This window comes from Nocardia sp. NPDC051463 (assembly GCF_040681975.1).
Classification (GTDB): domain Bacteria; phylum Actinomycetota; class Actinomycetes; order Mycobacteriales; family Mycobacteriaceae; genus Nocardia.
Map to the genome: position 1 here is coordinate 185766 of NZ_JBFBAB010000011.1, position 21488 is coordinate 207253.

The window sequence follows — 21488 nt, forward strand, 5'->3', positions numbered from 1 at the left end:
ACACCTTCTTGGACCGAGTTGATACTTTGGCGATGCTTCGAAGATGGGTGTTCTATGGGTGGCTTGGTCGGTGTTCGTTTCACGGTTCTCGGACCGGTCGAGGTCGTGGTGGACGGTCGCGCATTGCCCGCGGCACCACGGCATCGTGCGGTGCTGGCCTGGTTGTTGTTCAATGCCGGGCGGGTGTACAGCAACGAGCGACTGATCGACGCCGTCTGGGGTATGGAGCCGCCCGGCACCGCGCGCTCGCAAATTCATGCCGCGATCACCGCGATCCGCCGAGTGCTGAGGGAAGCGGGCGTCGCCGAGGTACTGGAGACCAAAGCCGCCGGATATGTCGTGACGCCCGAACCCGGGATGCTCGATCTCGATGAGTTCACCCGGCGGGTCGGCGCAGCTCGGACATTGACAGCACACGATCCGACGGCCGCGGTGGGCGAACTGCGGGCCGCGTTGTCGCTGTGGCGGGGCGAGGCACTGGCCGGCCTGAATGCCGATTACGTCGCCTCGACGCGTCTGCTGCTCGACGAGAAGCGGATCGGAGCCTTCGAACAACTGGCCGAGATCGAGCTTTCCCTCGGCAGACACGACCAGATACTCGATGAGCTGCGCGCCCAAGTCGCGGCAAACCCATTGCGGGAGAAACTATCCGCGCATCTCATGCTCGCACTGCACCGAGGGGGACGGCAGGCCGACGCACTCGCGGTCGCACGAAGTTTTCGCACGGGGCTCGCCGAATCGCAAGGGCTCGATCCGGGTAGCGCGTTCGTCGCACTGGAACAGGCCGTCCTACGGGACGACCCGGCGACGCGGCCACCCGCGCAATCGCGTGTGCCGAGCACCGCACCAACGACTGCTGATCTCGCGCTGGGCTCCGCCATCTCCGGCTCCGAGACTGCTGGGACCACATCGCCGGATTCGGGATCGAACGGTCCGACACCGCCCCCGCCTGCGACCTTCACATCGACGCAATCGGAGTCCGTGCTGCACAGTGCACCACGATCGGGTTCGACGATCGCAGTGCCGCAGCCGGCCTCTACACCTGTGGCGATATCGACCAGAGCAAACTTCCTCCCTTACGACATACCGGATTTCGCCGGCCGCAGCGCCGAACTCGACCGCCTCATCGATTCCCTCGACGACACCTCGGTGACGATCCGCGCCATCGACGGCATGGCGGGTATCGGCAAGACCGCGCTGGCGGTGCACGTGGCGCACCGAGTTGCCCAGCGCTTCCCCGACGGCCAGCTGTTCATCGATCTCCAGGCGCATTCGGCGAATTCGGATCCGGTCCCGGCGGATGCGGCGCTGGAAATCCTGTTGCGCCAGTTGAGAATTCCCGATGCGAGCATTCCGACCTCGACGGTGGACCGTGGCGCGCTGTGGCGCGCTGAGCTGGCCGGACGCCGGATGGTCGTCGTATTCGACAACGCCGCGGATGCCGACCACGTCCGCCCGCTGCTGCCGAGCGCGGGCGCAAGTCTCCTGCTCGTCACCAGCCGCAGGCGCCTCGTCGATCTCGATGGCGCGCAGGCACTTTCGGTCGATCTGCTGCCCGCCGACGCCGCCGTCGGGTTGTTCGAACGGATCGTCGGAGCCCGGGCGATCGCCGAACCGCTTGCGGTGCTCGATGTGCTGCAACTGTGCGGCTTCCTGCCGCTGGCCGTACGGATCGCGGCCGCCAGGCTGCAGCATCGTCCGCGCTGGACCGTCGAATATCTGGCCGGAAGACTGCGCGACGAACGCCGCAGGCTCGCCGAATTGTCCACGGCCGAACGGGGGGTGGCTGCCACCTTCGCGCTGTCCTATCGCCAGCTCGAACCCCCGCACCAGCGAATGTTCCGCCTACTGGGCCTCCATCCCGGCCGCGACATCGATGCCGGTGCGGCGGCAGCGCTGGCCGACAGCTCCGTCGACGATGCCGAAATGCTGTTGGAAGATCTGTTGGACGCGCACGTCATCGCTCAGCACGAGCTCGGCCGCTACACCTTCCACGAGTTGCTGCGGGAGCACGCCCGCGCCACCGCGGCCGAAGAAGAAACCAACGACAGCCGAAACGTCTCCCGCGCACGGCTGTTGGAGCATTACCTGCACACGGCACGCGCGGCCGTTGATCTGCTGTTCCACTACAGCGCGCAACACCGTCGCCCACTGCCGGAGCCGAGCGGACAGGTACCCCTCTTCCTCGACGCTGCGACAGCTGCCCGATGGCTGGATGCTGAGCGCGAAAACCTCATTGCCACAGCAGGTTACGCCGTCGAACACGGCCTGCCCGCCTATGCGCGCGACGCGGCCGAAACCCTGCGCCCCTATCTCGACGGGCACTCCCGCCACACCGATGCCGCGCGCCTGCACACCGTCGGCCTCAGCGCGAGTAGGCAACTATCGGACCGCAGCGGCGAAGCCCGTGCGCTGACCGACCTCGGCTGGGCCCACTGGCGCGACGGGGACTTCGAACAGGCCGTCAGCCGATCTACTCGGGCGCTGGAGGTATCTCGCGAGATCGGCGACCGGCTGCAGGAAGCTCGAGCACTGAACACGCTCGGCAATCTCGCCTGGCGACGCCGCGACTACGACCTGGCGCGCCGAAACCTCGAGCACGCACTGCAATTGTCGATCGAGGCCGATAACCGGGTCGGCGAAGCGCATGTGCGCGGCAATCTCGGCATGGTCTTCGCGGCGGCCACCCGCTATACCGAGGCCGAAGACCATCTCGACCGAGCTCTTGCGCTGCACCGGGAACTCGGCAACCAACGCGGCGAGGCGCTCGCCCTCAACAACCTCGGCGTCATCGCCCGCGGCACCGGACAATTCGAACTCTCCCTCGCCAACCACGGCTGCGCCAGGGACCTCTACCGCATGTTGGGCAACCCCGGCGATGAGGCCGCCGCCGTCAACGGACTCGGCGAAACCGCTCGGTGCGGTGCCGATCCCCGCCGAGCCATCGCCGATCACACCACCGCGCTCGAACTCGCCGACGCGGCAAGCAACCTCCCCGAACGGGCCCGTGCCCACGACGGGCTGGCCCGTGCGCACGATGCCCTCGGCAACCTGGACGATGCCCGCGCGCACGGCAAGTCGGCATTGGAGCTCTACACCGAACTCGGTGTGCCGGAAGCCGATGACATGCACGCTTTTCTCGACTCCTTGCCCTGAATCCCGCGACTTACGGTGCCACACCGGAGGCCGGGCGCCCCGCTATTCGAGGATGAGCAGCGCCGATTTCTCCAGGCGGTCGGCTATTTCGGAGTAAGAGGCATAGCCCATCCCCGCGCGGACGAGAGCGCCCGCGTAGAGAAGTTCCAAGGATTCGACGACGTCCGGGTCGGCGTCGGGGCCGAGGGCGCGCAGCAGGCGTTTGCGGATTTCGGCGCCGATGCGGGCACGCAAATGCGCGACGTCGGGGTCACGGCCCAACAGCGCGCTGGTGACCGCCCCGGACAGTTCCTGTTCGTCGGCGACGAGCAAAGCGATATTGCGCAGCTCCGCGAGCACCCGGACCGTGGGGTCCGGGTCCTCGCTGACCGGCACTGCACTGGAAACCAAACGTCGCCAGAAGATCTCCGCGACGAGGTGTTCCTTGGAGGAGAAATAGGTGTACGCCGTGGCGGTGCCGACGCCGGCCGCCGCGGCGACCATTCGGATCGTCATCCCCGCGAAACCCTCGCGGGCAAGGACTTCCACCGCTGCTCTGGTGAGCTTGTCGACGGTGTCGGCCTGCTTCTCGGTGAGGCGGCGCCGGGTCGCCTCGAGGATGATGGACTCGCCTTCGGACATGTGTCTAGATCCTACTTGGCGGCGGCGAAGCCGGCGCGGCGGCCATAGAAGCTGCCGTCGCCGAGGGACGCGCCACTGACATAGCCCCCCGCGCACAGACCCGAAGTGCAGCGTCCCGCGGCGAACAATCCGGCGATCGGTTCGCCCGACACGTGCAGCACCCGGGAATCGAGGTCGGTGCGCAGACCGCCGAGAGTGAAGCCCGCGGTGAAGCCGCGCATGTCGAACGCCGCGAGTGGAGCGCCGATCGGCTTCACCCACTCCGGTTTCTTGCCGAGCAGCGGATCCTTTCCGTCGGCGGCGTGCAGGTTGTACGCGGCGACGGTGCCCTGCAGGGTCAGCGTCGGCAGACCCATGTCCGCCTCGAGCTCGACGACCGTCTCCGCAGCCCAGGTCGGTGGCTGCCGGAAGAAGGGAGTGGAGGTCTCGGTGGCGAGCGCGGCCTCGAGCGATTGCTCGTCGATGATCAGATACGCCTGATTGTCCTGCTGGATGAGCGTGGCCTGCCCGATCCGACCTGGGTAGGTGTCCTCGGGGATGTAGCGCTGGCCGCGGCCGTTGACCAGGATGCCGCGCGCCATCATCTGCGGGTCACCGAAGAACGCGACCTCGGTGGCGTCCATGTGTGCCAGCTCGGCACCGAGGGCTTGGGCGAGGCGGATGCCGATGCCGTCGTGCTCCTCGATCGCGGCGGCGGGCCTGCCGATCAGCCGCGGCGCATAGCCCTCGATCATCTTCTGGTGATACGCGAAACTGCCGGTGGCCAGGACAACGCCGCGTTCGGCCCTGATGGCGATCTGTTTGCCGAATTGAGTGGCGATCACGCCGACGACGCGGTCGGTGTCATCGATGATCAAACGCCGGATCCTGGTGTCGTATTCGACGCGGACCCCGAGTCCGTCCGCGGTTTCGGCAAGCGGCTTCATCAGCATGTAGCCGCCGCTCTTCTGCCCGATGCGCTTATCCGCCATCTGCGGAACATGCCCACGCGGTGCGGGTTTCGCGATCTCGTTGAAGGGTGCGGCATTCTCGCCACCGGAGTACATCAACCCCTCGTCGTGCGGCGGCTCCCAGCCCGGCTGACCCCAGAACGCCTCGCGGAACGGGACACCACAGGAGACCAGCCAGTTGTAGTGCTCGACGCTGCCCTGGCAGTAGTCGGCGATCTTGGCCTTGTCGACGCCGGGGCCGAGCGCCGCGAGCAGGAACGCCTCCATGTTCTCCGGAGAGTCCTCGAAGCCGAGTGCCTGCTGCAGCGGCGTGCCGCCACCGAGGTAGATGAACCCGCCCGCCATGGCCGCCGCGCCGCCCCAACCGCCGGTGCGTTCCAGGATCAGCACATCCGCCCCGGCCCGGGCGGACTCGATCGCCGCGCACACCCCCGCAATGCCGTACCCGGCGACGACGACGTCGGCCTCCTTGTCCCACTCGGAGATCGCACTGGCGCGCAGTGGCCGAATTGTCGCGGCATCAGACATGTTCTGTGTTCCTTACTGTTCTGCTCGGTCGGACCGCGGTGCGTTGTCGAGCTGTCCCGCTCGCTCGCGTGGCAGGCGCTCCGACGGTCCTGTGCTGTCGACTACTGTGCCGCTTCGGGCCGCCCGGCGGATCGAACTCGGCAACTCGATCGCTCTACTCCGCCGCCGCGGCGGATCGTCCGTCCGCCGCGGCGGACTGCTCCGCGGCATCCGCCTGCTGCCGACGCGCGGCCTTCTTCTGTTGGCCGACGATGGTCCCCACCAGCAGATCGAGCTTGGTGCCGTTGGGCCAGCCGACGTAATGGCACAGGAACAGTGCGATCTCGCGCAACTGTTCCTCGGTGAGCTCTGCATTGCGCAGCGCCGCGCCGATCTGGATGCCCGCGGTGTCGATCGCGCCCTGGGCGGTCAGCGCGCCGAGCAAGATCAGCCGCCGGTCACGGACGGTGAGCGCGGGGCGCGACCAGATATCGGCGAAGAGATGATCGGCGGTGACGGCGAAGTGCGCGCCGGGGTAGTCCTGGAACTCGGTGCCGTAGACCTCGGCCATCTTGGCCAGCCCACGCTTGCGAACGGACTCGGCCGAGCCGTTCGACGGTTGATCGCTCATCGAGATTCCCTTTCTGATGCGGCAGCGCCGACGCCGAGTCCCGGTCCCAGTCGATCGAGGGCCAGTTCGGTCAACGGCAGTGCGATGCCGAGCCGGGCGCCCAATTCGAGGGCGAGGGTGAGGTCCTTTTCGCCGAGATCGCGAACGTGGCCGAGGATCGGCAGCCAGAAATCACCCGGCTCGATCGGCGCGGTGCGGTCGCGCAGCATGATCGCGCCGGGGCCGCCGGTCACGGCATCGGAATGGCGCACGACCTTGCCGAGTGTGGTGAGGTCCAGCTCTGCCCCCTCGGCGAGCCGCTGTGCCTCGGTGGCGGCGGTGAAGGCGACGAAGTGGAGTAGGTTGCGGGCCAATTTCATTCGGGTGCCCGCACCCACCGGACCCGCGTGCACCACGAGGTCGGCGAAACAGCCGAAAGGGCCACGGACCCGCTGGAATGCTGCGTCGCTGCCGCCGACCATGACGGCCAGCCTGCCGCGGTGCGCACCGGGCGCACCACCACTGACCGGTGCGTCCACCAGCTCGACGCCGTGCTCGGCGCATTGGCCGGCGAGCTCGACCGCGGTCCGATCGCTGATCGTGGAGTGCACGGCAACCACGGTTCCCGGCGCGGCGGTGTGCAGGATGCCCGTCGGCCCCGCCACGACAGCACGAACCTGCTCGTCGTTCAGCACGGTCACCGAGATGACGGCGGCCTGCTGCGCAACCTGTGCCGCGCTGCCTGCCGTCTGCGCCCCCGACTCGAGCAACGGCTGGAGTGCGTCCGGTCGCATGTCACACACCGTGAGCCCGCCGGGCCACTCCAGCAGCCGCTTCGCCATCGGCGCGCCCATATTGCCGAGACCGATGAAGCCGACCCGGAATTCGGCAGCGGACCCATGCGCTGCCTGCTCGGATCGCTCCGCCCGCGCACCCGCGCTCATGACCGGAACACTTGTCCGCCGTCGACATTGAAGATCTGGCCGGTGACCCAGCTCGCCTCGTCCGAGAGCAGGTAGAGGCAGGCGCCGACCAGGTCCTGCGGCGTCCCCATCCGTTTGAGCGGCAACCGGTTCACCATGTCGGTGACGATCGCCTCCGGTGTCACCGTCTTGGTGGCCTCGGTGTCGATCGGTCCTGGCGCGATGGCGTTGATCCGAATCTTGGAGCCGCCCAGCTCGAAGGCCAGCTGCTGGGTGAGGCCGTTGACGCCGACCTTCGCGAGACCGTAGAAGCTCGAGTAGGTCCATGCGGCCGTGGAGGATTGGTTGACGATCGAGCCGCCACCGGCGGCCATCATGGGCTTCCACACCGCGCGGGTCATGTTCAGCGCGCCGTCCATGTTCACGCCCATGAACTTCTTGTAGTACTCCCATGGCACCGTCAGCAGCAGGTTCAGCTTCATCTCGCCGTAGATGGCCGCATTGTTGACCAGGTGATTGATGCCGCCGAACTCACCGACGGTGAATTCGGCCAGCGCCGTGGCGGATTCGGGTTCGGACACATCGACCTCACCGAACACCGCAATACCGCCGTCGGCGACGATCTGCTCCGCGACCGCCTTTCCACCCGCCACATTACGGTCGGCGACAACGACTTCGGCGCCTTCGGCGGCCAGCGCCGAGGCATACACCGCGCCGATTCCCTGTGCGGCACCGGTGACGATGACGGATCTTCCCGTGAAACGGGCCATGAAGTCAGCTCCTCTGGTCAGGCTTGGTAGGCGATCAGCTTGGTTTCCAGGTATTCCTCGAAGCCGGCGACACCCATCTCCCGGCCGAGACCGGACTGTTTGTAGCCGCCGAACGGGGCGTCCGCGGAGTACCAGATGCCGCCGTTCACGCTCAGCGTCCCGGTCCGAACGCCCTCGGTGACGCGCCGAATCCGGTCCTGGTCACTCCCCCAGACCGAACCCGACAGCCCGTAGGGGGAATCGTTGGCGATCCGGATCGCATCGTCGTCACCGTCGTAGGGGATGACCACCAGCACCGGACCGAAGACCTCTTCGCGGGCAACCGTCGAGGTGTTCGCGATATCCGCGATCAAGGTCGGCTCGATGTAGAAGCCGCGCTCATGGTTCGCGGGCCGCCCGCCACCGGTGACGATGCGACCCCCCTCGGCGACGGCGATCTCCAGGTAGCGCTCGACGCGAGCCCGCTGCCGCTGTGAAATCAGCGGGCCGCAGACCGTGCGCGGATCCGCCGGATCACCGGGCACGATCCCGCCCAATGTCGCCGCGGCGATCTGCACCGCGTCGTCATAGACCGCGCGTGGGACCAGCAGACGGGTCGTGAGGGCACAGCCCTGTCCAGCGTGCACGCACACCGAAAAGGCCGCAACACCCACGGCAGCCGCGATATTCGCGTCGTCGAGCACGATGAACGCCGACTTGCCGCCGAGCTCGAGGAATGCCTTCTTCAGCGTGGTCGCCGCCCCCGCCATCACCGCTTTCCCGGTCTGCGTCGAGCCGGTGAAGCTGATCATGTCGACCCGCGGATCGGTGGTCAATCGCGCGCCGATCGCGTGGTCGGCGGAGGTGACGATATTGACGACGCCCGGCGGGATGTCGGTGTGCTCGGCGATCACCGCACTGATGGCCGCCGCACACCACGGCGTGTCCGGAGCGGGCTTGAGCACCAGCGTGTTTCCGGCCGCGAGCGCCGGTCCGAGTTTCGCAAAATTGATCTGGTGCGGGAAGTTCCATGGAGTGATCGCACCGACCACGCCGACCGCCTCCCTGCGCAGCACCCGGCGGGTCTTGATGCCCATCGGCTCGGCGACGCCGAGATCCGTTTCCCAGCTGTATGTTTCGGCCAGCGATGCCGAGTAGTCCAGGTCGGCGACCGGGCCGTCCAATTGCGGGCCCCTGGTCAGCATCGTCGGCGCGCCCGCCTCGGCGACGGTGATCTCCCGCAGCTCGTCGACGTGGGCTCGCAGCGCGGTGCGCAGCTGTTGGAGGCAGCGTGCGCGGAAGGCGTGATTGCGCGACCAGTCGGTGTCGTCGAACGCGGCGCGGGCGGCGGCGATGGCCGCGTCCATATCGCCGCCGCCCGCGTCAGCGGCCTGACCGAGGACTTCCTCGGTCGCCGGGTTCACGGTGTCGAACATCCCATCCGCGCCTGCCACCAGCTTGCCGCCGATGAGCAGGCGGGATTCGGCGTTGGGCAGGAGACTGCTCATGAAGGGCTCCGATACTGTCTGGACACGTGTACGGAATATAGTCTCGGCACTCGATAGGGTGCAAGAACATGTTTCAGATTTTTCGTCGTTCGGTCAGCGACATCCACCCTCGACGATCATCAGCACCTACCCAGAAGCCACCCCGACGCCGACGCACGAATCCTGCAGAATCGTTGTCGGAATCACCCCTCGGTGGTACCGTCCAGACACATGTCCAGCTATGTGTCTCTCAATGGTGACGCGGCAACTTTCACCGACGAGAACTCGTTATCGAATTTCGGGACGGCGCGATGACGGCGGCTTCAGTGGAACCGTTGACGTTCGATCCATACGACTACCGATTCCATGAGGACCCCTACCCCACTTATCAGCGGCTGCGCACCGAAGCGCCGCTGTACTACAACGCCGAACTCGACTTCTGGGCACTGTCTCGACATGCCGATGTGACCGGCGCGTTCCGCGACAACGTCCGGTTGTCGAGCGCCAACGGAGTGTCGCTGGATCCCGCCGCTTGGGGACCGCACGCACACCGGGTGATGTCGTTTCTGGCGATGGACGACCCGCGGCACCTGCGGATGCGCAGGCTCGTCTATAAGGGCTTCACGCCGAAGCGGGTGGCCGAAATGGCCGACCGCATCAAGGAACTGACCCTGTCCTACCTCGAACCCGCACTGGCGACAGGAACTTTCGACTGGATCGACGAGGTCGCGGGCAAGCTGCCGATGGACGTGATTTCCGAGCTCATGGGCGTGCCGGAACCCGATCGCGCCGAGATCCGCAGGCTGGCAGATCTGGTCGTACACCGGGAGGACGGCGTGCTCGATGTGCCGATGCCCGCCGTAGAAGCCTCGATCCGGCTCATCGGCTACTACAGCGACATGGTCGCCGCACGCAGGCGCTCCCCCGGCACCGACCTCACCTCGGCGCTGCTGAATGCCGAAATCGACGGCGACACACTGTCGGACGAGGAGATCATCGGGTTCATGTTCCTGATGGTCGTCGCCGGCAACGAGACCACGACCAAACTGCTGGGAAACGCGCTGTACTGGGGCGCGAAGAACCCGGCGGAATACGCGCGGGTCCTCGCGGAGCCGGAACTGGTGACCGACTGGGTCGAGGAGACACTGCGCTACGACACCTCCAGTCAGATGGTCGCGCGCAGTGCCGCCGTCGACATCGACCAGCACGGCCGCACCATCCCGGCGGGCGCCAAAGTTCTGCTGCTGATCGGCTCCGCGAATCGTGATCCCGAGGTGTTCACCGACGGCGACAGCTATCGCATCGGCCGGACCGACAAGGCCGGACTCGCCAGCTTCGGTGCAGGCGTCCATTTCTGTCTCGGCGCGCACCTGGCCCGGGTGGAGGCGGGAGTCGCATTGCGCGAATTCGTTTCGCGGGTTCGGTCCTATGCCGTCGCCGATGCCGGCATCGTGCGGGTGCACTCGACGAACGTGCGCGGGTTCGCCCACCTTCCCATCGTCGTGGAGGCGAGATAGTGCCACGTTTCGAACCCCATCCCGCGCGCAGGCCCGCCCTCGTCGCCGGTGCGTCCTCCGGCATCGGCGCCGCCACCGCGGTCGCGCTCGCCGAACTCGGGCACCCCGTCGCGCTCGGTGCGCGTCGCACCGACCAATGCGAGGCGCTGGCGCAGCAGATCCGCGACAGCGGAGGCGAGGCCCTCGCACACCGGCTGGATGTCACCGATCCCACCTCGATCGATGCCTTCGTCACCGCGGCCGAGGCGGCGCTCGGCCCCACCGAAATCCTCGTCTCCGGTGCGGGCGATATCGAATTCGGCCCAGTGCACGACATGGCACCGGACCGGTTTCTCCAGCAGGTACAGGTACACCTCGGCGGCGCACACCGGCTCGCGCATCGGGTACTGCCCGGCATGATCGCCCGGCGGCGCGGCGATGTCGTCGTGATCAGCTCCGACTGCGCCGTCGAGCCACGCCCGCACACCGGCGCCTACAGCGCGGCGAAAGCCGGACTCGAAGCCATGGTCGGGCAGATGCGGATGGAACTGGAGGGCAGCGGTATCCGCGCCTGCCTGGTCCGGCCCGGCCCGACCTCGACCGGCATGGGCATGAACTCCACGCCCGAGGTGATCGGGCCGATGCTGGAGTCCTGGAAAACCTGGGGATTCGCCCGCCACGGATACATGCTGCGCGCCGCCGACCTGGCCACCGCGGTGGTTGCGGTGGTCTCCACACCGCGTGGCGCACACCTGGTGCTCGTCGAGGTCCAACCCGAAGCGCCGCTCCTGCCGATCCCGGACAGCGCCGCGAACGAGCAAGACAGGAGCGAGCCTTGAGGGTCATCGCCGATCTCGACCTGTGCCAAGGGCACGCGGTCTGCCAGGACGAGGCACCGGGAACCTTCACCGTGCCCAAGCGCGGAAAGGTGGAAATCACCGATCCGACACCCGGGTCGGCCGCGGCCGCGGATGTCGAGCGTGCCGTGCGCTACTGCCCGACACAGGCCCTGTCGATCATTGCGGACGAGCCCGCAGCAGGTAGGAAAGGAACACGGTAATGCCAGGTTTCGAACGCAGCGAGCTCGACGAAATGGTCCGGCGCTGGGTACTGGAGAACCAGCGCTGCGAGGACAAAGGCGATTGGAAACCGCTCGCCGAGATGTACACCGAGGACGCCACCTATGGCTGGAACTACGGCCCCACCCAGGAATTCATGGCGGTCGGACGCACCGAGATCCGCGAGCTCGCTCTCGGCCAGGAAATGGACGGACTGGAGGGCTGGTCCTATCCATATCAAGAGTTCGTGATCGACGAGCGCAGCGGCAGCGTCATCGGCTTCTGGAAGCAGGTGGCCGATGCCAAGCGGCCCGATGGACACAACTACAGCCCGGAGGGCATCGGCGGCAGCTGGTTCCGCTACGGCGGCGACTACCAATGGTTTTGGCAGCGTGACTTTTTCGACCTCGGCAATGTCTCGCAGTTGTTCTTGGAGATGATCGCGGGCAAGGCGCTGTTGCCCGGTATGCAGAAGCGGATCCAGCGATCGATGTCCGGAAAGCCGCTACCCGGCTGGTACAAAGTCGGCGAAGCGCCGGTTCCCCTGTGGTGACCGCCATGTCGCGCGGCGGCTTCGACCACCTGCCGAGGGCAGCGCTGGCCGCACTGCTGCCGGAATTGCTGCTGTGCGGCCAACTGATCGACAGATCCGGCCTGCCGCACGCCCTCGCGGCGTTCGGCCGTGATGGCATGACCGCGATCGCCATCGAGGAGTGGCAGCTGGCCAGCCCCGTCTACACCCGTCGCATGCAGCGGGCGCTCGGCTTCGTCGGCGACGATGTCGCGACCATCTTCAAAGGGCTGCAACTCGATATCGGCGCCCCACCGCAGTTCATGGACTTCCGATTCCGCGTCGAGGACCGCGACCACGGGGAATTCTGGCTGGATCACTGCGGTGCGCTGATGGATGTCGAGCCGATGGGCGAGGATTTCGTGGTGGCGATGTGCCACACTATCGAGGATCCGACCTTCGACGCGACAGCGCTGGCGACCAACGCGCACGCGCAGATTCGGCCGATTCACCGCCCACCGCGCAGGCCCGCGGATCGCCATCCCGTGTGCGCGTGGACCGTCACCATCGATCCGGCCAATGTCGCACCGACTGCGCCGCGCTACGCGGAGCTGGTAGCGGCTTCCGCGGCAGCCGGTGTCGAACTCGGGGCGATCGACCCCGACGACCAGGGCCGGGCGAACTATTCCGGTCCGCTGCTCAGTGATCTCCGTTTCGCCGACTTCTCGAAATCGGCATTGGTACGGATCGCCGACGAAGTGTGTCTGCAACACCATCTACTGACCCTGGGATTCATGATCGCGGTGCGCTCACGGCTCGGTGCCGATGTCGTTTCGGCTTCGGCTGCCGACACCGCTTCCGGTGGTGGCGGTGGCGCTTCCCGCGCCGGTGACGGTGCTCCTGGTGTCGGTGACGGTGCTTCCGGTACCCGCACCGACGGCCCTTCCAGTCGTGATAACGCGAGGGAACTCGGCCGCAAGCACTTCACCGGCATCGCGGGCATCAGCTCCGAGCGCATCCGTGCCGTGCTCGGACTCGGTGCTGATCGCGCCGCACTCGCCGAGGTACTGCGGCTGCATCCGGCCTGGAACCCGCTGCCCTACACCGGTGTCGAAATCACCGAAACCAGCGATGCCGTGCTGCTGCGTATTCCGCACCGGAGCGGCGCGGTAGCCGACGGCGTGTGGCCCGCGATGATCGACGCCGGCCACCTCGCACCGTTGGACGCGATGGCCAGGGGCGTGAACCCGCGCTTCGCCACCCGTGCCGTGGCCACCGACGAGCATGGGTGGACGGTCGAAATGTCGCTTGCCCCACAACCGTTCCGCGAGGCGACCGAGGTGACACTCACTCGGTACAGCACCGGCGCGTCCTTCACCTTCACCGACCGCGGCATACCGCTGCCGCTCACCGTGCTCTGAGGCCCGCACCGAAAGAGTGAATTGCCATGTCCTGCAACTTCGCCGACCTGTTCGAACACGCCGTCGACGCCATGCCCGACCGGGTCGCGCTGATCGTCTGCTTCAAGGTCCGAGCGGTCCCCATCAATATCAACTACCGCTACGGCGTCGAGGAATTGCGGTACATCTACGACAACGCCGACCTGGGAGTGCTGTTCTATCACGCGACATATGAGCGGGGGGTGGCTGGCCAAAACCGGGGCGGTGCCGATCGGTTACTACAAGGACGAGGAGAAGACCGGCAGGTTGCCCAAGACCGTCGACGGCACCCGGACGGTGGTCACCGATGATCGCGCGCGGGCCGAGCGGGACGGGTCGGTCACCCTGATCGGCCGCGGCAACATGGTCGTCGATACCGGCGGTGAGAAGGTATTCGTCGAAGAGGCCATGTGCGCGGACACCTCGCGGGCTACAAAGTTCCGAGGCAGATCTGGATCGCCGCGGCGATATCGCGAACACGCAGTGGAAAGCCCGACTACCGCTGGGCCAAGGAGTACTCGGCGGGTCGCGCGCCGGATCACCGGGCGGGTCGTTGATGTGGACTATCTGCGCGAACAGCCTGGTCGCGACAATGAGAACGTGTTCTAATTCGGACGTACCCGCCGTTGTCCTTGGGAGAATCCGATGAGCACAACCGAAAAGACCACAGAGTCGGCGAGCACCGTGCCTGCCCGGATCACCGAGGAGCTGATCGGCAGGCTGACCGGGATGGTCGCTGCCGATGCCACCGCCGACGATGCCGCGGCACCGTACCCGATGATCGAGGTCTACACCGGATCGGTGGTCGGCGAACTGCCGCAGTCAACGCCCGCGGACATCGCCGCCGCCTACACCACCGCCCGCGCCGCACAGAAAGAATGGGCCGCCTGGCCGCTGCGGCGCCGACTGCGCATTTTCGAGCGCGCGCACGAACTGCTACTGGCCGAGCACGAAACCATCGCCGACCTCATCCAGATCGGCTGCGGCAAGATCCGCCGCATGGCCGTCGAGGAATCCTGCGACGTGCCGATGGTCATCAGCCACTACCTCAAAACCGCGAAGCGGGTGCTGCGACCGGTCCGCCGCGGCGGCCCGATGCCATTGCTGACCGGCTCGACCGAACAACACCGCCCGAAAGGCGTCGTCGCGGTCATCGCGCCATGGAATTTCCCGTTCGCGATCGCGCTGTCGGATGCGATGCCCGCGTTGATGGCGGGCAACGGTGTCGTCCTGAAGCCGGACAACAAGACCGCGCTGTGCGCGCTGTTCGGAGTGGAACTGCTCTATCGCGCCGGGCTGCCGCGCGGACTGTTCCAGGTCGTCTGCGGCGAAGGCCCCGCGGTGGGCCCGACGCTGATCGACAACGCCGACTTCGTGATGTTCACCGGCTCGACCGCGACCGGCCGGATCGTCGGCGAAGGCGCGGGCCGCAACCTGATCGGCTGCAGCCTGGAACTGGGCGGCAAGAACCCGATGATCGTGCTCGACGACGCGAATCTCGACGACGTCGTGCCCGGCGCGATCTTCGCGGTGTTCGCGAACTCCGGCCAGGCGTGTATGCATATCGAGCGGATCTATGTGCACGACCGCCTCTACGACGAATTCGTGCGCCGATTGGTCACGGCGGCCGAAGAATTGGGTTCGAAGATCGGCGCGGCCTACGACTACACACCGGAATTCGGCTCGCTGGTGTCGGTCCAGCACCTGGAACGCGTCGCGGCCCATGTGGACGACGCCCGCGCGAAGGGCGCGACGGTGCTGACCGGCGGCACAGCACGCCCGGACATCGGACCTGCCTTCTACGAGCCGACCGTGCTGACCGACGTCACACCCGAGATGACGCACGCAACCATGGAGACCTTCGGCCCGGTGGTCAGCGTGTACCGGTTCCGCGACGAGCAGGAGGCGATCCGGCTCGCCAACGACACCAGCTACGGCCTGAACGCGAGCGTGTGGAGCCGAAACCTCGCCCACGCCCACCGCATCGCCGATCAGCTGGAAGCAGGCAACATCAATATCAACGACGGCTTCGTCGCCACCTACGCCGCCAAGGCCACACCGTCGGGCGGCGTGAAGCAGTCCGGCGTCGGCACCCGGCACGGCGATCAAGGCCTGCTCAAGTACACCGACACGGTGAATGTCGGCGTCCAGAAGCGTCAGGTGCTCAACGCCCGCGCGGGCATGCCCTACGAGAAGCAACTGAAGATGACCCTGACGACACTGCGGCTCATGCGCCGAGCCCGGCTGCGCTGAGCGCGTCTCGTCTTTTCCCCTTAGGGAGGCAACCATGACGGTATTGCCGGCAGGCTTCGATTTCACCGACCCCGCGCTGTGGGAAAACCGGAGACCGGTCGAGGAGTTCGCGTGGCTGCGCCGCACCGCGCCGGTGTGGTGGAACGCGCAATCCGACGACACCTCGGGAGGCTTCCGCGACGGCGGGTACTGGGTGGTCAGCACACTCGCCGACGTCAAAGAGATCTCACGGAATCCGGACCTGTTCTCCTCCCAGGAGAAGGGATCCATCATCCGGTTGCCCAACGACACCACCCCCGAGCAGATGGCGGTAACCGGTGCGCTGCTGGTGAATATGGATCCGCCCAAGCACACCAAGACCCGGCGGATCGTGTCGAAAGGGTTCACCCCGCGTGCGGTGGAGGGTCTGCGGGCGGCGTTGACCGAACGCGCCGCCGCCATCGTGCATGCGGCCAAGAAATCCGGCGGCGGTGATTTCGTCCAGCAGGTTGCCGTCGAACTGCCGCTACAGGCGATCGCGGAACTACTCGGCGTCCCGGAGGCCGATCGGCACAAGCTCTTCGACTGGACCAATCAGACCCTCAACTACGACGACCCGCAGTACGGCGACACCACCTCGGCCTCCACCATGGCCTCGGCCGAACTGCTCGGGTACGCCTGGAACATGGCCGAGCAGCGCCGCGGCTGCCCGGCCGAGGACATCGTCAGCCAATTGGTCAATGCCGACGTAGACGGCGAGCACCTCAACTCCGACGAGTTCGGGTTTTTCGTGATCCTGCTCGCGGTAGCGGGCAACGAGACCACCCGTAATGCCATCACCCATGGGATGAAGGCGTTCGTGGACAACCCTGAGCAATGGGAGCTCTACCAGCAGCAACGCCCACGGACCGCGCCCGATGAGATCGTCCGTTGGGCCACCCCGGTCACGGCCTTCCAGCGCACCGCGACGCAGGACACCGTACTCGGGGGCCAACAGATCGAGCGGGGACAGCGGCTGGGGATCTTCTACAGTTCCGCGAACTTCGACGAAGGCGCCTTCGAGGACCCGTTCACCTTCGATGTGCTGCGCAACCCGAACCCTCACGTCGGCTTCGGGGGCACCGGTCCGCACTACTGCGTCGGCGCGAACCTGGCACGCCTGGAGATCAACCTGATGTTCAACGCCATCGCCGACGTGATGCCCAAGATCACCCAGGTGTCGGATCCGGTACGGTTGCGCTCGGGGTGGATCAACGGAATCAAGAAGTGGCAGGTGCGATACGAGTGAGCCTTCGAAATATTCCATTGCGCACGCTGTCCGGCGACGCGACGACCCTGGGCGAGCTCGCCGGGGACCACGCTGTGCTGCTGGTCAACGTGGCTTCGAAGTGCGGCCTGACGCCGCAGTATTCCGGGCTGGTCGAGCTGCAGAAGACCTACGGACCGCGCGGATTCACCGTGATCGGGGTGCCGAGCAACCAGTTCATGGGTCAGGAACCCGGCACGGCCGAGGAGATCCAGGAATTCTGCTCCATCACCTACGGGGTGGATTTCCCGCTGCTGGAGAAGACCGACGTCAACGGCGAGGACCGGCACCCGCTCTACAGCGAGCTGGTCGACACCGCGGACGTGGACGGCACGAGCGGTGATATCCAGTGGAACTTCGAAAAGTTCCTCATCGATCGGGACGGCAAGGTGGTCGGCCGGTTCCGGCCGCGGACCGAACCGGACTCCGCGGCTGTCATCAACGCCATCGAAGCGGTTCTGTAAAAGTCTTTCAACGAGCCGGAATCGAGGGTGACACACCGCTCGATTCCGGCTTTGCTGTGTCTACGCCATCGCGAAGCGCAGCAGGGCCTGCTTGTCACCCTGCTTGATCTGGCCCTTGCGGTTGAGCACTTCCAGTTGCCAGCCCGCACCGGAGCGGAAGGCCCGTGCGACCGCATTGGCGTTGTCGTTGCCCAGCAGCGACGGCCAGATGTCGGCGACCTGTTCGGCGCTGCCGCCGGTCGCGTCGTACACCTTGAACGAAATGTTGTTGGCCTTTTCGAACGAGCTGCCCTTCTTGAAGGCAGCGGCCACGAACACGATGGAGTCGATACCGCCGGGCACATCGGCGAAGGTGACGTGCACCGATTCATCGTCGCCGGAGGCGGCGCCGGTCTGCTCGTCACCGGTGTGCTGGACCGAGCCATTGCCCATCGGGTCCAGCGAGTCCAGGCCGGCGAAACGCACCGGCTCGGGGCCTTGCATGAGGATGGCGATCAGATCCAGGTCCACTCCGCGCTTGCGGCGCAACAGCCCCATCGCACCGCCACTCGTGCCGGCCGACGGATCCCAGCTCACCCCGACCGTCAGTTTGGTGATGCCGTTGAGATCCGCGGCGCCATCTTCTTTCTTGAGCGTGATCATGCGTTTCACAGTACAAGCGATCCGTATCCCGGTGCGGCGCAGAATGTTCCTGTTCACACCCGGGCAAGGTGGGCGCCGTCTAGGGCTTTCGACGCCTGCGGTAGCGAACGGTGCACGGCTGTTGTAGCTGCACGACCATCTTGCTGTGATCGTTGCGGTAGCTGTCGGAGGACTGGGCCATCTCGAACTCCCAGTCGCGCAACAGAATCGAGAAAATGGCCTTCAGCTGCATGAGCGCGAACGCCGCGCCGACACAGCGATGCCTTCCCGCACCGAACGGGATCCACGTCCAGCGGTTGACGATATCTTCCTGATTGGGGTCGAGGTAGCGGTCGGGATCGAAGTCCTCCGGGTTCGGGAAGTCCTCGGGGATGCGGTTGGAGATAGCGGGCGTGGCGGCGACCAGGTCGCCTTCCTCGATCCGATACCCGCAGACCTCGAATTCGCCCTTGGCAACGCGCATCAGGATGATCAGCGGTGGATGTAGTCGCAGTGTTTCCTTCAGCACGGCCTCGAGCTGCGGGATTCGGCGCAGCGCGGCGAAACTGACGTCGGAACCGTCGACGTACAGTTCGTCGAGCTCGCCGACAACCCTGGTCAGCAGGTCAGGATGCCGGAGTAGTTCGATCACCGTCCAGGCCGCGGTGCCGGAGGTGGTGTGGTGGCCTGCGAACATCATCGAGATGAACATGCCGGTGATCTCGCTGGCACTGAAGCGCGGATTGCCGTGCTCGTCGGTGATGGTGATCAGGATGTCGAGCATGTCACGGTCCGATTTGCGCGCAGGCGGATTCGCGACGCGGCCGTCCATGATGCCCTGTACCAGGTCGACGAGTTCGCGGCGCGCCTCGTCGCGGCGGCGGAAGCTTTCGATCGGCGCGTAGGGGTCCACGTAGGCCAGCGCATCGGTGCCGCGCTCCAGATCGTGGTAGAGCCGCGCGAAGCGGTCGTCGAGTTCGTCACGGAATCTGGTCCCGATCAGGCAGGCCGAGGATGTGTAGATGGTCAGTTCGGCAAAGAAATCGAGTAGGTCGATCTCGCCCTCGTCATCCCAGCGCGCGAGCATTCGCCGCACCTCGCGCTCGATCGTCGCGGCGTGCCCGCGCATCTGCTCACCGCGTAGCGCCTGGTTGTGCAGCATCTCCTTGCGCCGCTCGGGGCTGGCGTCGAAGACGACGCCCGCGCCGAAGATCGGTTTCATGAACGGGTAGGCGGCGCCCTGATCAAGATCCTCGTCGCCGGAGCGGAAGAAGAACTCGTTGGCCTGCGCGCCCGACAACATGATGACGCGCCGTCCGGCTAGGTCGAACGACCCGACGTCACCGCATTCGGCCCGGACTCGGCGCATCAAAGTCAGTGGATCGACCCGGAATTCGTCGAGGTGGCCGTGTTCGTGCTCGCCTCCGGAGACCCGCCGCGGTTTTACCAGGGTCATGGGAAAATCCTCCCGGGATAGCTGTCCAGACGTAGAATGGACAGGTGTCTGGACAGTACTACGACACGTCAGGCCGGGCAAGCATCCGGCATCGCGAGCGGGGCAACGACGCACCCGTCTCCAGGCAGGTGAGTCATGCGTTCGAAGCAACAGACCGAGGGGCCACGATGGGTGATCGCCCGCAGCCTCTGGCAGGCATCACACTGGAAAATCGCCGGTGCTGCCCTGGTTCTCGCGATGGCCACCGTCATTGCCGCCGTGCTGTCGATGTACTCGGGCAGGTACATCTCGACCGCATCGGTCACCGTCGACGCGCCCCGCGCGGGACTGGTGCTCGACCGCGATGCCAAGGTGAAGTTTCGCGGCGTGGAGATCGGCCGGGTGGCGGCGATCGCCCGAGCCGGGGACCGCGTGCGGCTGCGAATGGATCTGGATCCCGATCTGCTGCGTCGGGTCCCCGACAACGCGAGGGTGGACATCCACTCCACCACCGTCTTCGGTGCGAAGTACGTGAACTTCCTTGTTCCGAAACGGCCTTCGGGCCGGTCGTTGCTGCCCGGCGCGCAGGTGACGGCCGAGGCGGTGACCGTCGAATTCGATACGCTGTTCCAACATCTGGCCGACCTGCTTGCGAAGGTCGAGCCCGGCAAGCTCAACGCCACCGTGAATGCGCTCGGCACCGCCCTGCAAGGGCGCGGCGCGACGCTCGGCCATCTCCTCTCGCGCACGGATTCCTATCTGCGCGATATCAATCCGAGCCTGCGGTCACTGCGACCGGACCTGGACGCCACCTCCGAGGTCACCGGTCTATATGCCGACACGGCCGGAGATCTGTTACGCACCATGGAAAATGCCACCACCACGAGTGTGGCGATCATCGACCAGCAGTCGGATCTCGACACGATGCTACTGAACCTCGTCGGCTTGACCGACACCACGGGCGCGGTCCTACACGAGAACGAACCCTCGTTGATCGCGTCGCTTCAGCTGCTGCGCCCGACGACCTCGGTGCTGTATGCCTATGCGCCCGCACTGGACTGCGTCGTCAACGCCCTCGGCGAACTGATGCCCATCGCCGAGGAGATCTTCGGCGGCCGATACCCGGGCGCATATTTCAACTCGAGCTTCATGTTCGCGGCCGAGCCGTACAAATACCCTGACGACCTGCCGAGAGTGCACGCCACCGGCGGGCCGCACTGCCATGGCGTCGATGATCGGGTGCCCGGCAGCCATTCCGACTACATCGTCACCGACACCGGCGAAGGCCGCCCATTCATACCGTCGACCACCCCGCACCCGAACAACCCGCCGGTATTCGAGCTGCTGTTCGCCGGACTGCCGGGCGTGGGCGGGCGCTAGCCTCGGCGCTCAGCTGTGAGGCTGTCTCGCCACAGCGAAAGCCGCTGCTCCGTGGCTGATCGGTCTGGGACACTGCGCCTCTCGGTGGTTTTACTCGGCACCGCTCGGAGACGGGCTCGGTTTTCCGAGTCCAGGCTTCGGTTTCCGAGTCCAGGCTTCGGTTTCCGAGTCCAGGCTTCGGTTTCCGAGTCCAGGCTCGGTTTCCGAGTGCAGGCTCGGTTTACCGAGTCCAGGGCACGCGACCCAGTATCGGCCGCACTCCATTGGCTTACCAAGCAGTGCTGGGCGCGTCGTGTGCCGTCCCCGACTTTCTCTTCCGCAGCTTTTGGAAGTAGGCACCAGCTTCCAGCGTGAGGACTGGCTGTGGTGCCGTTCTCGAGCCCTTCCCCCACACACACAAGAGCAGAGAAACGGTATCGCGCGTAGTCAAATGGTGGTTGGCCACGCTGGCGGATTCACGTGGTCGATGCAACAGGGGCAGTGTTGGACAGTACCTGGTCGAGGATGTAGGTCGGTGTTCGGAAGCCGTGGCGTTTGCGGGGT

Annotated in this window: 19 protein-coding genes; 11 read left to right on the top strand and 8 right to left on the bottom strand. The window is 66.1% G+C overall.

Translation table 11 applies throughout. The features are described 5' to 3' along the window. Window positions 1–54: 54 nt before the first annotated feature. Window positions 55–3156 (top strand): tetratricopeptide repeat protein, encoded by a 3102-nt coding sequence (locus AB0M74_RS17380; RefSeq protein ID WP_366527241.1) that lies wholly within the window; start codon window positions 55–57, stop codon window positions 3154–3156. Window positions 3157–3198: 42 nt separating this feature from the next. On the opposite strand, the gene AB0M74_RS17385 is transcribed toward AB0M74_RS17380, so the two are convergent. From AB0M74_RS17385 to AB0M74_RS17410, 6 genes are all read right to left on the bottom strand, one after another. After that, window positions 3199–3777 carry a TetR family transcriptional regulator gene (locus AB0M74_RS17385; RefSeq protein ID WP_366527242.1) on the bottom strand — a complete coding sequence of 193 codons (579 nt, stop codon included), beginning with the start codon at window positions 3775–3777 and terminating at the stop codon, window positions 3199–3201. 11 nt (window positions 3778–3788) lie between these two features. Further along, window positions 3789–5255 (bottom strand): FAD-dependent oxidoreductase, encoded by a 1467-nt coding sequence (locus AB0M74_RS17390; protein WP_366527243.1) that lies wholly within the window; start codon window positions 5253–5255, stop codon window positions 3789–3791. A 154-nt stretch (window positions 5256–5409) separates the two neighbouring features. Continuing rightward, window positions 5410–5865 carry a carboxymuconolactone decarboxylase family protein gene (locus AB0M74_RS17395; protein WP_366527244.1) on the bottom strand — a complete coding sequence of 152 codons (456 nt, stop codon included), beginning with the start codon at window positions 5863–5865 and terminating at the stop codon, window positions 5410–5412. Continuing rightward, window positions 5862–6788 (bottom strand): NAD(P)-dependent oxidoreductase, encoded by a 927-nt coding sequence (locus AB0M74_RS17400; protein ID WP_366527245.1) that lies wholly within the window; start codon window positions 6786–6788, stop codon window positions 5862–5864. The genes AB0M74_RS17395 and AB0M74_RS17400 overlap by 4 nt, the downstream gene beginning before the upstream one ends. Then, window positions 6785–7537, bottom strand: coding sequence for an SDR family oxidoreductase (locus AB0M74_RS17405; protein WP_366527246.1), 753 nt, complete (start codon window positions 7535–7537; stop codon window positions 6785–6787). Before AB0M74_RS17405 ends, AB0M74_RS17400 begins: the two co-directional genes overlap by 4 nt. 17 nt (window positions 7538–7554) lie before the next feature. Further along, a complete protein-coding gene (locus AB0M74_RS17410) occupies window positions 7555–9024 on the bottom strand; it encodes an aldehyde dehydrogenase (protein WP_366527247.1) in 1470 nt (489 codons plus the stop codon). A 290-nt stretch (window positions 9025–9314) separates the two neighbouring features. On the opposite strand from AB0M74_RS17410, the gene AB0M74_RS17415 reads away from it, so the two are divergent. The 9 genes from AB0M74_RS17415 to AB0M74_RS17455 all read left to right on the top strand — a co-directional run bounded on the left by AB0M74_RS17415 (window position 9315) and on the right by AB0M74_RS17455 (window position 17509). Beyond that, on the top strand, window positions 9315–10520 hold the full coding sequence (locus AB0M74_RS17415; protein WP_366527248.1) for a cytochrome P450: 1206 nt from the start codon (window positions 9315–9317) through the stop codon (window positions 10518–10520). Beyond that, window positions 10520–11338: an SDR family oxidoreductase gene (locus AB0M74_RS17420; protein WP_366527249.1), complete on the top strand. Its 819-nt coding sequence runs from the start codon at window positions 10520–10522 to the stop codon at window positions 11336–11338. The genes AB0M74_RS17415 and AB0M74_RS17420 overlap by 1 nt, the downstream gene beginning before the upstream one ends. Continuing rightward, window positions 11335–11559: a ferredoxin gene (locus AB0M74_RS17425; protein WP_366527250.1), complete on the top strand. Its 225-nt coding sequence runs from the start codon at window positions 11335–11337 to the stop codon at window positions 11557–11559. The genes AB0M74_RS17420 and AB0M74_RS17425 overlap by 4 nt, the downstream gene beginning before the upstream one ends. Beyond that, window positions 11559–12110 carry a nuclear transport factor 2 family protein gene (locus AB0M74_RS17430; RefSeq protein WP_366527251.1) on the top strand — a complete coding sequence of 184 codons (552 nt, stop codon included), beginning with the start codon at window positions 11559–11561 and terminating at the stop codon, window positions 12108–12110. The genes AB0M74_RS17425 and AB0M74_RS17430 overlap by 1 nt, the downstream gene beginning before the upstream one ends. 5 nt (window positions 12111–12115) lie before the next feature. Then, window positions 12116–13489, top strand: coding sequence for a hypothetical protein (locus AB0M74_RS17435; RefSeq protein WP_366527281.1), 1374 nt, complete (start codon window positions 12116–12118; stop codon window positions 13487–13489). A 210-nt stretch (window positions 13490–13699) separates the two neighbouring features. Then, window positions 13700–14116, top strand: coding sequence for a hypothetical protein (locus AB0M74_RS17440; protein WP_366527252.1), 417 nt, complete (start codon window positions 13700–13702; stop codon window positions 14114–14116). Between the two features lie 36 nt (window positions 14117–14152). Further along, window positions 14153–15760, top strand: coding sequence for a succinic semialdehyde dehydrogenase (locus AB0M74_RS17445; RefSeq protein ID WP_366527253.1), 1608 nt, complete (start codon window positions 14153–14155; stop codon window positions 15758–15760). A gap of 34 nt (window positions 15761–15794) precedes the next feature. Beyond that, window positions 15795–17027 (top strand): cytochrome P450, encoded by a 1233-nt coding sequence (locus AB0M74_RS17450; protein ID WP_366527254.1) that lies wholly within the window; start codon window positions 15795–15797, stop codon window positions 17025–17027. Then, the gene (locus AB0M74_RS17455; protein WP_366527255.1) at window positions 17024–17509 is read left to right on the top strand and encodes a glutathione peroxidase; all 486 of its coding nucleotides are present in this window, start codon (window positions 17024–17026) and stop codon (window positions 17507–17509) included. The genes AB0M74_RS17450 and AB0M74_RS17455 overlap by 4 nt, the downstream gene beginning before the upstream one ends. Window positions 17510–17569: 60 nt before the next feature. Here AB0M74_RS17455 and AB0M74_RS17460 read toward each other — a convergent pair whose 3' ends face one another. Together AB0M74_RS17460 and AB0M74_RS17465 are read right to left on the bottom strand one after the other, a co-directional pair. Then, a complete protein-coding gene (locus AB0M74_RS17460) occupies window positions 17570–18151 on the bottom strand; it encodes a TerD family protein (protein ID WP_366527256.1) in 582 nt (193 codons plus the stop codon). A gap of 79 nt (window positions 18152–18230) precedes the next feature. Next, a complete protein-coding gene (locus AB0M74_RS17465) occupies window positions 18231–19586 on the bottom strand; it encodes a cytochrome P450 (protein ID WP_366527257.1) in 1356 nt (451 codons plus the stop codon). Between the two features lie 135 nt (window positions 19587–19721). On the opposite strand from AB0M74_RS17465, the gene AB0M74_RS17470 reads away from it, so the two are divergent. Beyond that, window positions 19722–20945: an MCE family protein gene (locus AB0M74_RS17470; RefSeq protein WP_366527258.1), complete on the top strand. Its 1224-nt coding sequence runs from the start codon at window positions 19722–19724 to the stop codon at window positions 20943–20945. Window positions 20946–21488 lie beyond the last annotated feature (543 nt).